Raw genomic sequence first — 13,362 nt, 5'->3', positions numbered from 1 at the left:
GAGCATCACCATTAAATGGCCATCATCTTAGTGCTTAGCGATCGCCGTGTTGAGTTTCAGGTAATCCAGCAGGATCCGCCCGGTCTCGCTCAGGTAGGCGTCGTCTTCCGGCTTGGTCTTCTCCGGCTCGGTGATCAGGTCTTCGTCCTCTTTCTTCAGCTCTTTGAGCGGTTCTTCGCCCTTGGCCTTGCGACGCAGGTTTTCCATGGCCAGTTGCTTGGCCTCGATGTCGGCATGCTGCGCGCGACGGTCGGCTTCGTTGAGGGTGACGGTTTTTTCCATCATCAACTTCTGCGCCAGGGCCAGCTTGTCGCGGATGAACACGAATTCCGCGTCCTGGGATGAGCGCGCATCATGGTCGGACTTGAGTTGGGCCAGGTACGGCTTGAACGGGTCCACGGCCGGTTTGATCGCCGGCCGGATGGTGTCCCATGGCATGGCTTCGGGCAGGGCGCTTTCACCGATTTCCTTGGTGTCGATGATCGACGGGTAATCGATGTCAGGCAGCACGCCTTGGTGCTGGGTGCTCTGGCCGGACACTCGGTAGAACTTCGCCAGGGTCAGCTTCAGTTCGCCGTGGTTGAGCGGCTGGATGGTCTGCACGGTGCCTTTGCCGAAGGTCTGGCCACCGATGATCAACGCACGGTGATAGTCCTGCATGGCGCCGGCGAAAATCTCCGAGGCCGACGCCGACAGGCGGTTGACCAGCAAGGCCATCGGCCCCTTGTAGAGCGCGCCCGGATTTTCGTCTTCCAGCACATCCACTCGGCCATCGGCGTTGCGCACGAGCACGGTCGGGCCCTTGTCGATGAACAGGCTGGTCAGTTCGGTGGCTTCCTGCAGGGAGCCGCCGCCGTTGTTGCGCAAGTCGATGACCACGCCGTCGACTTTTTCCTTTTGCAGTTCGGTCAGCAGTTTCTTGACGTCGCGGGTGGTGCTCTTGTAGTTCGGATCCCCGGCGCGGAAGGCCTTGAAGTTCAGGTAGAAGGTCGGGATCTCGATGATGCCGATCTTGTAGTCCTTGCCATCCTGCTTGAGGTTGAGGACCGATTTCTTCGCTGCCTGGTCATCCAGATTCACCGCTTCACGGGTGATGGACACGATCTTGCTGGTCTGGTCGTTCGGCGCATTGCTGGACGGAATGACCTCCAGGCGCACCACCGAGCCTTTCGGGCCGCGGATCAGCTTGACCACTTCCTCCAGGCGCCAGCCGACCACATCGACCATTTCCTTGTTGCCCTGGGCGACGCCGATGATCTTGTCCGCCGGGCTGACCTGCTTGGTCTTGTCCGCCGGGCCTGCCGGGACAAGGCGCACGATTTTCACCTGGTCGTTGTCGCTCTGCAGCACCGCACCGATGCCTTCCAGGGACAGGCTCATGTTGATGTCGAAGTTTTCCGCGTTATCCGGCGACAGGTAATTGGTGTGTGGGTCGTAGGACATGGCGAAGGTATTGATGTACGCCTGGAAAATATCCTCGGCGCGGGTCTGGTCCAGGCGCGCCAACTGGTTTTTGTAGCGCTTGGTCAGGGTTTCCTGGATCTGCTTGGAGTCCTTGCCGGCGATCTTCATGCGCAGCACTTCGTCCTTGACGCGCTTGCGCCACAGGTCATCGAGTTCGGCTGTGCTTTTGAGCCAAGGGGCGTCCTTGCGGTCGACTTGCAAGGTTTCCTTGGCATTGAAGTCGATTTTGTCGACGCCTTTGTTCAGTTCGGCCAGGGTGTAGTCCAGGCGCGCCTTCACGCGGTCCAGGTAACGCTTGTAGATGGTGAACCCGGCGTTCAGGTCGCCGCTCTTGAGGAAGTCGTCGAACTGGGTTTTCCACTTGTCGAATTCGGCGATGTCACTGGCCAGGAAGTAACTGCGCGATGGATCGAGCAGCTTCAAGTAGCTGTCGTAGATGATGACCGAGCGCGCGTCATCGAGCGGTGGCTTGCTGTAGTGATGGCGCTTGAGCAATTCGACGACGTTAAGGCTGGCAATCACTTCGTCGCGATCGGGCTGAAGCTTGTCCCAGCTGTTGGCCGCGAACGTATCGTTCGACAACGGTAACAGGCCGAGGCCAATGACGAGCGCGAGGGCGGTGCTGGGGAACAGGTGCTTCATGCTGATTCGACGCAGGGACAATTGATAACGCATATTAGGCCGTCTTTGAAGTCGCCGGTTCCATGTGGCCCGGGCGCATAATGCAAGAAAGCCCGGCGTTGAAGCAGCGGGCCCAGTCGAGACTCACTATGGAGGCACCGTGAAAGCATTGCAAGGCGTTGAAGGCCAAGTGGTATGGGCTGATGAGCCAAGTCCGGCATGTGATGTCGGGCAAGTTCGCATCCGTGTGGCGGCCGCCGGCCTGAATCGGGCCGATTTGTTGCAAAAAGCCGGGCTTTACCCGCCGCCACCCGGCGCCAGCCAAGTGTTGGGGCTGGAATGTTCGGGGGTGATCAGCGAGGTGGGGCCGGGCTCGTCCTGGCAGGTGGGCGACCGCGTTTGCGCGTTGCTGGCCGGCGGCGGGATGGCCGAGGAAGTGGTGGTCGATGGCCGGCATGTGTTGCCAGTGCCGGAGGGCTTGTCATTGGCTGAAGCGGCCGCGCTGCCTGAGGTCTACAGCACCGCGTGGCTGAATCTGTTCCAGTTGGCGGCGCTCAAACCGGGCGAGAAAGTGCTGCTGCACGCCGGCGCCAGCGGTGTCGGTTCGGCCGCGATCCAGTTGTGCAAGGCCTTTGGCAACCCCTGCTGGGTCAGTGTCGGTTCGGCCGAACGGCTCGCCTATTGCGAGGCCCTGGGCGCCCAAGGCGGTGTAATCCGCACCGATGACCTGGAGAGTCTGAACGACCTTGGCCCCTTCGACGTGATCCTCGATCCGGTGGGCGGCAGCTACGCCAAACTCAACGTGAAACTTTTGTCAGTTGACGGCCGCTGGGTGTTGATCGGCCTGATGGGCGGGCGCACGACCGAACTCGATCTGGCACAGGTATTGGGCAAGCGTATCCAACTGCTCGGCTCGACCTTGCGCAGTCGCGACGAGCAGTTCAAGGCCGACCTGATCAGCGAACTGGGGCAACAAGTGTGGCCGCTGTTTGCCGACAAACGCCTGAGCCCGCAACTGGCCCGGACCTTCGCGATCAAGGATGCTGAAGCGGCGTTTGCCGAGCTGGCGACCAACCAGGTGTCCGGGAAGTTGGTGCTGCTGATCGATGAAAGCCTGAGCTGATACAGATCCTGTGGGAGCGAGCTTGCTCGCGATAGCGGTGTGACAGTCAATGACGTTGTTGAATGATCGACCGCCATCGCGAGCAAGCTCGCTCCCACAGGTTTGTTTATTTGCAGGGCCGGCTGTAGGTCGGGTGCCTACTTTGCACCTTCGGTCGGCCGCCCGTATCCGATGCGCGCGTCCTGCTAGCGTTAACTAATGGGGATGGGGTAACCGCAGCTTTCATTTCACCAGCAGGTGAAGAGGTTGATCATGGCCATCGCCGAATGGCGCATGCAGGGCGTCGAATTCATTGCCTGCAACTGCAATTGGGGCTGCCCCTGCCAATTCAATGCGCCACCGACCCACGGCCACTGCCAGGCGGTGGCGTCGATGCGAGTGGAACACGGGTATTTCAATCAGGTGGCGCTGGACGGCTTGTGCTGGGCCGCCACCTTCGCTTGGCCGGGCGCCATCCACGAGGGCAACGGCAGTTGTCAGGTGTTCATCGATGAACGTGCCGACGAGGCGCAACGCCAGGCCCTGTTGACGATCCTTTCCGGGCTGGAGAGCGACCCTGGGGCCAACGTGTTCCAGGTGTTCAGCAGCACCATGACTGAAGCGTTCGATCCGCTGTTCGTGCCCATCACCCTATCCATCGATGTCGACCAGCGCTTGGCGCACCTGGACATTCCAGGCGTGTTGCAGGCCAGCGGCGAGCCGATCCGCAGCCCGATCGACGGCTCACCGCATCGCGTCCGCCTGTCCCTGCCCGAGGGCTTCGAGTTCCATGAGGCCGAAGTCGCCAGCGGCAGCTACCAGACGCATTCAGCCCTCAAGCTGCAGTCCCAGGGCAGTCATAGCCACCTCGCCCACGTGCACTTCACTGGCCACGGCATAGAGCCGTAGCGATGGCAGAACCTCAGGCGGCGACCCCGAGCAAGCGGCTGACAGGCGAGCAGTGGCTCCTGCTGCTCTGTCTGCTCGGGCTGACCACCCTGGCCTGGCTGACACTGCTGCGCATGGCCCACGACCTGAGTGCGCCGGGCGGCATGGCGGATGCGGCAATGGCCGGCATGATCATGCCTTGGAGCCCGGCCGATGCGCTGCTGATGTTCGCCATGTGGACGGTGATGATGATCGGCATGATGCTGCCCAGCGCGCTGCCCATGTTGCTGATCTACCAGCAGATGCTGCGCAAGCGCATGCCGACACCGCAGCGACACCTGGCCCTGCTGCTGTTCTGCAGTGCCTATGGCGTGGTCTGGGCCGGCTTCGCCCTCGGCGCCACGGCGCTGCAATGGGCGCTCGAGCAGCTCGCCTTGCTCAGCCCGGGGATGCGCACCACCAGTACCGCGCTGGGCGCCGGCCTGTTGCTGGTCGCTGGGGTCTATCAGTGGCTGCCAAGCAAGGCGGCCTGCCTTGAGCATTGTCGCGGGCCGCTGCATTTTCTTCTCGCCTACTGGCGCCCCGACGTGCTCGGCGGCTGGCGCATGGGCCTGGCCCATGGCGCTTACTGCCTGGGCTGCTGCTGGGCCCTGATGGGCCTGCTGTTCGTGGTCGGTGTGATGAACCTGCTTTGGGTGGCAGTGATCGGTGCCTTCATCTTGCTGGAAAAAAACCTGCCCCAGGGACTCTGGCTCAGTCGTCTCTGCGGTGTGTTGTTGCTCGGCTGGAGTTTTTGGCTGCTGCTAGGTTGAACCTGTGGGCGAGCAAGCTCGCTCCCACAGGTCTTGTATTCGCAGGCATGGATCGCCCCCGTGGCGAGGGAGCTTGCTCCCGCTGGGTGGCGCAGCCGCCCCAATCGGGACGACGCAAGTATCCGGGTAGACCGCGTCAGCCGGTTTACGACTGCTTCGCAGCCGAGCGGGAGCAAGCTCCCTCGCCACAGGGACCGGAGTTTTGTTCCCGTCCGGTATTTATTTCCAGGTATGAATCGGCCAGCCGGCCGATTCGGCATGGGCCTTCAATACCGGGTCGGGGTTCACCACGTGCGGGTGATCGACCTTGAGCAACAGCGGCAAGTCATTGCGCGAGTCGGAATAAAAACTCGCGCCTTCCAGGTTCTCTTCCTCGGCATCCAGCCAGTCCAGCAGCCGGGCGATCTTGCCTTCGCGGTAGGTCAGGGTGCCGACGGTCTGGCCGCTGTACACCCCATGGGCCACTTCCAGTTCGATGGCCAGGATTTCGTCGATGCCCAGGCGTTCGGCAATCGGCTTGACCAGGTGTGTGCCCGAGGCGGAAATCACCAGGATCCGGTCACCCGCCTTGCGGTGTTCGGCGATGGCCTTGGTGGCGTCGCTGAAGATGATCGGTTCGATGAAATCTTCCACCCAGGGCGCCACCAGATGCTCGATTTCCTCGGGCGTACGGCCGATCATCGGCTCCAGGCTGAAGTCCATGTACGTTTCCATGCTCAACTTGCCGTGGCTGTAGGCGTCCATCAGCTCGTTGTTGCGCCGCATGAACGACTCGGGATCGACCCAGCCCAGGCGGCCCATTTGCTCACTCCAGAGGGTGGCGCAGTCGCCGTGGATCAGGGTTTCGTCCAAATCAAAAATTGCCAGGGCCATCAGCAGGTTTTCCTTCTTAAGATCAGCTTCAAAATCAACAAGGCCGTCAGGCTACCTCACACAGGGCCGACGGATCGATGGAAAGTGCCAGCCGTGTGCCGTCAGCATGCAGGTCGGCGGCCGAACGATTGAGCACATCCACCACCAATTCCACGCCGCGGGCCTCGACCCGGTAGCGGATGACGTTGCCCAACAGGCTGTGGCTGCGGATCAGCGCGTCGGCCTCGCCGCTACGGCTCAGCTCGATGGCTTCCGGGCGGATGGCAATGCGACCGCTCACCGGCCGCTGCAGCAGTTTGCTCGCGCTGTCGGCGTCCAGCAGGTTGTAGTTGCCGATGAAGCCGGCGGCAAAGACATCGACTGGCGCCGTGTAAAGGGTTTCGGCATCGCCGCTTTGTACGATCTTTCCCTGGTTCATCAGGAAAATCCGGTCAGACATGGTCAGGGCTTCTTCCTGATCGTGTGTGACGAAGATCGTGGTCAGGCCCAACTCACGCTGGATCTGTCGGATCTGTTCGCGCAAGTGCTTGCGAATCCGCGCATCCAGGGCCGACAGCGGCTCGTCCAGCAGCAACAGGCGCGGCCGTGTGACCAGGGAGCGGGCCAGTGCGACGCGCTGGCATTGGCCGCCGGAGAGTTGATGGGGATAGCGGCCGGCAAACTCATGCAGCTCCACCAGGCGCAGGATCTCCAGTACGCGCTGGCGGCTGTCGCCAGCATCGACCTTCTGCATGCGCAGGCCGAAGGCGACGTTCTGCTCAACGGTCATGTTGGGAAACAAGGCGTAGCTCTGGAAAACCATGCCGATGCCGCGTTTCTGCGGGCTCAGCGGGACGATGTCTTGTCCGTCGAGGATGATCTGGCCGGCATCCACCGCAGTCAGGCCGGCGATGCAGCGCAACAGCGTGGATTTGCCACAACCGGAAGGGCCGAGGAGGGTGACGAATTCGCCCTTGCCGATCTCGCAGTTGATGTCGCTGAACACCGGCGTGCCGGCGTAGCTTTTTTGCAGGTGTTGGACGCTGACGTAGCTCATTGGCTTTTGTCCTTGCTCAAGATGTTGGCCGCCCAGGTCAGGACCAGTACGAAGAAGAAGTAGGAGATCACCAAGGCACTGGTGAAGTGACCGCTGCTGTTGCGCATGTTGTTCAGGTAGACCTGCAGGGTTTCATAGCGGGTGCCGACGAGAATGTTGGCAAACACGAACTCGCCGAACAGGAACGAAAAGGACAGTAGCAGCGCCACCATCAGGCCCTTGCGCAGGTTCGGCAGCACCACCAGGAACGCGGCCTGGAAGGTACTGGCGCCGAGCAGTTGGGCGGCGTCCATCAAGTCGCGCAGGTTGATCGCTTGCAGGTTGTTGGTAATCGCCCGGTACATGAAGGGCAGGGCGACGGTGAAGTAGCAACCGATCAGGATCCACGGCGTACCGACCATCGCCAGCGGCCCGGAGCCGTAGAGTTGTAACAGCCCCACCGACGACACCACCGGCGGCACCGCGAAGGGCAGCAGGATGAGGATGTTCATCAGCGCGTCGAGCTTGGGAAAGTGGTAATGCACCACGAACAACAACGGCAGGATCAACACCACCGAGAGCACCAGCGCACCGACGCAGACCAGCAGCGATTGACCGAAGGCGTGGAGAAAACGCGGGTCGCTCCACAACTGCACATACCATTTGAAGGTGAAGCCGCTGGGCAGCACGGTGGCCGACCAACTGCTTGCGATGGAGTAGACGAGTGTGCCGGCCAGGGGCAGCAGCAGGATGGCGAACAGCAGGTATACCACTATCCGATGATAGAGCCCGACGGAGCCCGGTTCAGCGCGAGACATGGTAGCTCCTCTTGAGCAGCAACTGATGGACGACGGTCACCACGGTCATCAACGCCACCAGTATCACGGCCAGGGCACTGGCCATGTTCGGGTCGAGGGAAATGTCGCCGGAGACCATGGCGGCGATGCGGATCGGCAGCACGTTGAAGTTGCCGGTGGTCAACGCGTAGACCGTGGCGTAGGCGCCGAGGGCGTTGGCCAGCAGGATCACGAAAGTGCCCAGCAGCGCCGGGGTCAGCACCGGCAAGCCGATGTGCCGCCAGAACTGCCAGCCGTTGGCGCCGAGCAACTCGGCGGACTCGCGCCAGTCTTCGCGCAGGGCGTCGAAGGCCGGGTAGAGCAGCAGCACGCCCAGGGGAATCTGGAAGTAGGTGTAGAGAATGATCAGCCCGGTTTTCGAATACAGGTTGAAATCCTCGATGATCCCCGCCTGCTTGAGCATGAGCGTGATGCTGCCGTTGAACCCCAGCAAGATGATGAAGGCGAAGGCCAGGGGCACGCCGGCGAAGTTGCTGGTCATGTTGGCGAACGCATTGACGAAATTGCGCAGCCGCGAATCCACCCGGCGCAGCGAATAGCTGCCGAGCACGGCAATGACGATGCCGAACACGCTGGACCAGAAGCTGATCTCCAGGCTGTGCTGGATTGCCTGCCGATAAAACTTCGAACTGAAGATTTTGCTGAAGTTGGCCAGGCCCCAGCCGAACTCCTCCGATTCCAGGCTGTTGACCAGCACCCAGAGCAGCGGGGCGATCTGGAACACGATGAAGAAAATCGCGAAGGGCACCAGGCACAACGCTGCCAGCCATTTGCCGCGCGTCATGGCGTTCACTTGAGTAGCTCCTGGCAATAAGGTTTGTCGTGGTCGACGCCGAGCAATTGGCAAATCGTGCCGCACAGTTCGGTCTGCTTGGGCGCGGCAGCGGGATCGAGGCTGAAGCTGTCACCCAGCACGAACAGCGGCACTTCCCGTTCTTCAGCCAGCAGGCCGTTGTGGGAACGGTCGTTGTTCATGCCATGGTCGGCGGTCACCAGCACCTGGTAACCGGCGTCGAGCCACGCTTGCAGATAGACCGCCAGGTTGATATCGGCCGAGCGGGCGCTGTTGCGGTATTGCGGGGTGTCGAGGCCGTGCTTGTGGCCGGCGTCGTCGATATTCATCGGGTGCACCAGCAGGAAGTTCGGCAAGTAGCGCAGGCGCAGGTGTTCGGCGTCGGCGAACAGATGGGAATCGGGGTAGTGGTCATTCCAATAGAAATGCCCGTATTGGATCGGCAGGCCGGGGTTGTCGGTGTGCCGGTCGCGACCGGCGACGAAGGGGGACGCGTTGTAGAGTTCGCTGACCCAGTGATACGCCGCAGCCGCCGTGCTCAGGCCGGCCTGGGTGGCGTAGTGGAAAATGCTGCGCTGGTTCGACAGGCGCGAGACGTTGTTGTGCACGATCCCGCTGTCGATGGGCACGACGCCGGTGAGGATGCATTCGTAGAGCGGGCGGGACAGGGCGGGCAACTCACATTCCAGTTTGTAGAGGGCCGCGCGTCCTGCGCCGACGTAAGCCTGCAAATGCCCCATGGCATGCCGGGCGACCTCATGGTTGAGACCGTCGAGCACCACCAGGATGACGTTGTGCTTCATGGGTACCGGGACTCCGGGCAGATACCAGAAAACTCGGATCCTCCAGGAACCTGATGTGAGAACCAGCTTCTGTGGGAGCGAGCTTGCTCGCGATGAGGGCGACACGGTTCAACTGCGGGACCGTGTCATCGTTCATCGCGAGCAAGCTCGCTCCCACGGGGCTTGCTCTCACAGTTGGATTTCCAGTGGATCTCCGAGCGGGAGCGACCGCCTTATTGCATGTTGATGATCACTTCTTCCTGCCACTTCTGCGGCAGTGCCTTGGAAGTCTTCTCCCACGCATCCGCATCCTTGATCGGGGTCACGCCTTTGTACTGCTCGTTCGGCAGCAGTTTGGCCTGGACCTCTTCCGGCAGTTTCAGGTGCTCGGCGCGGATTGGACGGGCATTGCCCTTGGCCAGGTTGATCTGGCCGGCGTCGCTGAAGATGTACTCACGGGCCAACTTGGCGGCGTTCGGGTGCTTGGCGTATTTGTTGATGATGGTGGTGTAGCCGGAGATCACCGAGCCGTCGGACGGAATCAGTACGACGTAGTCATCGGGGTTGGCCATCTTGGCCTTGTAGCTCAGGCCGTTGAAATCCCAGACCACGCCGACTTCGACTTCACCTTTCTCCATCGTGGCGATGGTCGGGTTGGCCATGGACAGGCGTCCTTGCTTGGCGATATCGGCAAACATCAACAGCGCCGGCTGGACGTTCTTCTCGTCGCCGCCGTTGGCCAGGGCCGCGGCCAGCACGCCGTTGGCGGCCTGGGCGGCGGTGCTCACGTCACCGATGGAGACTTTGTACTTGCCTGTCTTCAGGTCGGCCCATTTGGTCGGCACTTCGGAACCGTGCAGCAGCTTCTTGTTGACGATGAAGGCGATGGTGCCGGTGTAGGCCAATGCCCAGTTGCCGTCCTTGTCCTTGGCCCAGGCCGGTACTTGTTCCCAGGTGCTTGGCTTGTAGGGCTGGACCACGCCCTGCTTGACCGCGATCGGGCCGAAGGCCGCACCGACGTCGCCGATGTCGGCGCTGGCGTTGTCTTTTTCGGCGGCGAACTTGGCGATTTCCTGGGCCGAGCTCATGTCGGTGTCGATGTGTTTCAAGCCGTAGAGCTTGGCCAAGTCCTCCCAGGTGCCTTTCCAGTTTGCCCAGTCATCGGGCATGCCGACGCTGTTGACGGCGCCTTCCGCTTTCGCAGCGGCTTCCAACGTTTTCAGATCGGTGTCAGCGGCCATGGCGGCGGTGCACATGGCAATGGTCGAGCCTAACAGTGATGCCAGGAAAAGCTGTTTCATCCGAAGCTCCTATGGGCGTTTTCAACGCTGCGATTGCGGTTGTGTTGGTCTAGGTCAGCAATACCTGAGCCAATGTAGGCGAGCCCTGTGACATTTTGATGTCGGTGCCGCAGGCGGCGGGAAATGCCCGGCTCGTGGGGGTTGGCTGCGAATTAAGCGTAGACCATGGTTAAACGGCTGATCTGCAAGGACTTGGCCGTTAATTTGCACGCTGGCAAAACGACCGTTCGGCGGCTCTGTCATCTACCAGTCATGTGCAGTGCCTAGGCTTGCTGGACTCAGAAGCGGATCGATGAGCCGTCGATCCTGCCCCGAAACAGTGCTGGTCTAGTCCAGATAGGTAACGTTGATGCGCATCGATGCAACCAAAGCGGTGACAGCCATTGGGCAGGTGCTGCAAGAGCAACTCGACCACGGGTTGCTGGCGCCCGGCAGCAAGTTGCCGGCCGAGCGCAAGCTCAGTGAATTGTTCGGGACCACGCGGATCACCGTGCGCGAAGCGTTGTTGCAGCTCGAAGCCCAGGGGCAGATCTATCGGGAGGAGCGCCGGGGCTGGTTCGTCTCGCCGCCGCGCCTGGCCTACAACCTGATGCAGCGCAGCCATTTCCACGCCATGGTCGCGGCCCAGGGGCGGGTGCCTTCTACCCAAGTGATTTCTGCACGCCTGCAACCGGCTTCGGCGGCCGTGTGTGCGTGGTTGCAGTTGCCGGCGCTGTCCAGCGTGATCCAGATCTGCCGTGTGCGGCGTATCGATGAGCGGCTGGTGCTGTACGTCGAGCACTACCTGAACCCGCAGTATTTCCCGGATATCCTCGGGTTCGACCTCAACCAGTCCATCACCGAGCTGTACGCCCGCCATTACGACCTGCACTACGGCCGGGTGAAGTTCGAAATCGTGCCCACCTCGTTACAGCCGGAAGCGGCAGCGGCGTTGAGGGTCTCGGTGGGCAGCCCCGGGCTGCGCATCGCACGGGTCAACTATGACCAGCACCAGCGGCTGATCGACTGTGACCTGGAGTTCTGGCGCCACGATGCGATCCATGTCGGGGTGGATGTGCCGGAGCAACCTGTGCCGGAATAATCGCCGGTGGCCGGCGCCAGGCTCAGAGCGATTCGTTGAGCTTGCTCAGGATCTTGATCACCACCGTGGCGAGGATCAACAGCATGCCGATCCACATGGCGAAGACACCGACGTTCTTGTCACGGAAGTTGAAACCGATGGCCAGCAGGATCATGCCGGCGATGATGGGCACCAGCATGGCGTTGAGCGCAGACATCGAGGTCATGACGACGGCCTTGTCGAGGGGGATAAGGACAGTCTAGTTGGGGTTTGGTTGGGGTGGGCTGATGTGTGTCACAGCCTCCCCAAATCTTGAGGTGGACATCATTGTGGCGAGGGAGCTTGCTCCCGCTCCAGTGCGCAGCACTGGCCGATCTGCATTCAGTTACAGATTAGGGGCGGCTGCGCCACCCAGCGGGAGCAAGCTCCCTCGCCACAGGGGGCAGCTACAACTATGGCAACTCGCGAGACGCGTAGAACGCGCTCAGCACCTTCACCAAATGCGCCAGGTCATGGCTGCCGCACAGTTCGCGGATCGAATGCATGGCGAAGGTCGGCAGGCCGATGTCCACGGTGCGCACGCCCAGCTGACTGGCGGTGATCGGGCCGATGGTCGAGCCGCAGCCCATGTCGCTGCGCACCACGAAGCTCTGCACCGGCACTTCTTCGGCCATGCACAAATGGCGGAAGAACCCGGCGGTTTCGCTGTTGGTGGCGTAGCGCTGGTTGCTGTTGACCTTGATCACCGGACCGGCGTTGAGCTTGGGGCCGTGGTTGGCGTCGTGCTTGTCGGCATAGTTGGGGTGCACGCCGTGGGCGTTGTCCGCCGAAACCAGCAGGGATTTCTGAATGGTCCGTACGAATTCTTCACCTTCGGGCAGCAGGCGACGCAGGGTCTGTTCCAGCATCGGACCGTCGGCGCCACAGGCCGAGCATGAGCCGACCTCTTCGTGATCGTTGCACACCAGCACGCAGGTTTCTTCAGTGTCGGCGTTCAGCAAGGCTTGCAGGCCGGCGTAGCATGACAGCAGGTTGTCCAGGCGCGCGCCGGCAATGAAATCACCATGCAGGCCAATGACCGCGGCGCTTTGGGTGTCGTAGAAGCTCAACTCGTAATCGAGCACCACGTCGGCGTTCAGGCCGTGTTCCCGGGCCAGTTGATCGGTGAGCACGGCACGGAAGTCGACGCGCTCGTCACCGGCGAACTGCGCGAGGATCGGCGGCAGCTCGTTCTGCGGGTTGATGGCCCAGCCTTGGTTGGCTTCGCGATTGAGGTGGATGGCCAGGTTGGGAATCGTGGCGATCGGCGCCTTGAAATCGATCAGTTGGCTCTCGACCTTGCCATCGCGGCGGAAAGTCACGCGCCCGGCCAGGGACAGGTCACGGTCGAACCATGGCGCCAGCAGCGCGCCGCCATAGACTTCCACCCCCAGTTGCCAGAACCCGTGGCGTTGCAGCTCCGGCTGCGGCTTGACCCGCAGGCAGGGGCTGTCGGTGTGGGCGCCGACCAGGCGGATGCCGTCGTGCAGCGGTGAGTGGCGGCCGAGCTTGAAGGCAATGATCGAAGAGTCGTTGCGCGTGACGTAATAACGACCGTTGGCCTCGGTGGCCCAAGTCTCGCGTTCGTCAAGACGCTGGTAACCGGCCGCCTCCAGGCGCTTGGCCAGGCTGGCGGTGGCATGAAACGGGGTAGGGGAGGCCTTGAGGAAGTCGATCAGGCCTTGGTTCAACTCTGCGCGCATAAATCACTCCAGACAGCGATGGGCGGGAGTTTACCGTATTGGTGACGGATGG

13 protein-coding genes are annotated in these 13,362 nt (G+C 61.7%); 4 read left to right on the top strand and 9 right to left on the bottom strand.

The features are described from left to right. Positions 1–27: 27 nt before the first annotated feature. A complete protein-coding gene (locus ACLH0I_RS21790; RefSeq protein WP_411387546.1) occupies positions 28–2,106 on the bottom strand; it encodes a carboxy terminal-processing peptidase in 2,079 nt (692 codons plus the stop codon). Between the two features lie 139 nt (positions 2,107–2,245). Between ACLH0I_RS21790 and ACLH0I_RS21785 the strand changes: the two genes are divergently transcribed. The 3 genes from ACLH0I_RS21785 to ACLH0I_RS21775 all read left to right on the top strand — a co-directional run bounded on the left by ACLH0I_RS21785 (position 2,246) and on the right by ACLH0I_RS21775 (position 4,887). Continuing rightward, positions 2,246–3,208, top strand: coding sequence for a zinc-binding dehydrogenase (locus ACLH0I_RS21785; RefSeq protein ID WP_411385357.1), 963 nt, complete (start codon positions 2,246–2,248; stop codon positions 3,206–3,208). 252 nt (positions 3,209–3,460) lie between these two features. Next, positions 3,461–4,096 carry a DUF1326 domain-containing protein gene (locus tag ACLH0I_RS21780; protein WP_186710137.1) on the top strand — a complete coding sequence of 212 codons (636 nt, stop codon included), beginning with the start codon at positions 3,461–3,463 and terminating at the stop codon, positions 4,094–4,096. A 2-nt stretch (positions 4,097–4,098) separates the two neighbouring features. Continuing rightward, entirely contained in the window at positions 4,099–4,887 is a 789-nt protein-coding gene (locus ACLH0I_RS21775) for a DUF2182 domain-containing protein (protein ID WP_411385356.1), read from the top strand. A 219-nt stretch (positions 4,888–5,106) separates the two neighbouring features. Here ACLH0I_RS21775 and ACLH0I_RS21770 read toward each other — a convergent pair whose 3' ends face one another. The 6 genes from ACLH0I_RS21770 to ACLH0I_RS21745 form a co-directional block, all read right to left on the bottom strand. Then, the gene (locus ACLH0I_RS21770; RefSeq protein ID WP_186710133.1) at positions 5,107–5,760 is read right to left on the bottom strand and encodes an HAD family hydrolase; all 654 of its coding nucleotides are present in this window, start codon (positions 5,758–5,760) and stop codon (positions 5,107–5,109) included. A 46-nt stretch (positions 5,761–5,806) separates the two neighbouring features. Then, positions 5,807–6,796, bottom strand: a complete 990-nt coding sequence (locus ACLH0I_RS21765; RefSeq protein ID WP_411385355.1) for an ABC transporter ATP-binding protein — start codon at positions 6,794–6,796, stop codon at positions 5,807–5,809. After that, positions 6,793–7,593 carry an ABC transporter permease gene (locus tag ACLH0I_RS21760; RefSeq protein WP_250964667.1) on the bottom strand — a complete coding sequence of 267 codons (801 nt, stop codon included), beginning with the start codon at positions 7,591–7,593 and terminating at the stop codon, positions 6,793–6,795. Before ACLH0I_RS21760 ends, ACLH0I_RS21765 begins: the two co-directional genes overlap by 4 nt. Then, a complete protein-coding gene (locus ACLH0I_RS21755; RefSeq protein WP_186710146.1) occupies positions 7,580–8,416 on the bottom strand; it encodes an ABC transporter permease in 837 nt (278 codons plus the stop codon). Before ACLH0I_RS21755 ends, ACLH0I_RS21760 begins: the two co-directional genes overlap by 14 nt. Before the next feature lie 5 nt (positions 8,417–8,421). Beyond that, the gene (locus ACLH0I_RS21750) at positions 8,422–9,228 is read right to left on the bottom strand and encodes an alkaline phosphatase family protein (protein WP_411385354.1); all 807 of its coding nucleotides are present in this window, start codon (positions 9,226–9,228) and stop codon (positions 8,422–8,424) included. Positions 9,229–9,440: 212 nt separating this feature from the next. Then, on the bottom strand, positions 9,441–10,508 hold the full coding sequence (locus tag ACLH0I_RS21745) for an ABC transporter substrate-binding protein (protein WP_411385353.1): 1,068 nt from the start codon (positions 10,506–10,508) through the stop codon (positions 9,441–9,443). Positions 10,509–10,857: 349 nt separating this feature from the next. Here ACLH0I_RS21745 and ACLH0I_RS21740 point away from each other — a divergent pair, with 349 nt between their 5' ends. Further along, positions 10,858–11,589 carry a UTRA domain-containing protein gene (locus ACLH0I_RS21740; RefSeq protein ID WP_186710122.1) on the top strand — a complete coding sequence of 244 codons (732 nt, stop codon included), beginning with the start codon at positions 10,858–10,860 and terminating at the stop codon, positions 11,587–11,589. Between the two features lie 22 nt (positions 11,590–11,611). Here ACLH0I_RS21740 and ACLH0I_RS21735 read toward each other — a convergent pair whose 3' ends face one another. Together ACLH0I_RS21735 and ACLH0I_RS21730 are read right to left on the bottom strand one after the other, a co-directional pair. Beyond that, entirely contained in the window at positions 11,612–11,794 is a 183-nt protein-coding gene (locus ACLH0I_RS21735; protein WP_186710120.1) for a hypothetical protein, read from the bottom strand. A gap of 226 nt (positions 11,795–12,020) precedes the next feature. Continuing rightward, positions 12,021–13,310, bottom strand: coding sequence for a M18 family aminopeptidase (locus ACLH0I_RS21730; RefSeq protein ID WP_072406529.1), 1,290 nt, complete (start codon positions 13,308–13,310; stop codon positions 12,021–12,023). Positions 13,311–13,362: the final 52 nt, after the last annotated feature.

The organism is Pseudomonas sp. MPB03 (assembly GCF_046605385.1).
Lineage (GTDB): Bacteria > Pseudomonadota > Gammaproteobacteria > Pseudomonadales > Pseudomonadaceae > Aquipseudomonas > Aquipseudomonas zanjanensis.
The sequence above is the reverse complement of the archived record's forward strand: the minus strand, read 5'-3'. Positions and strand labels throughout refer to the sequence as shown.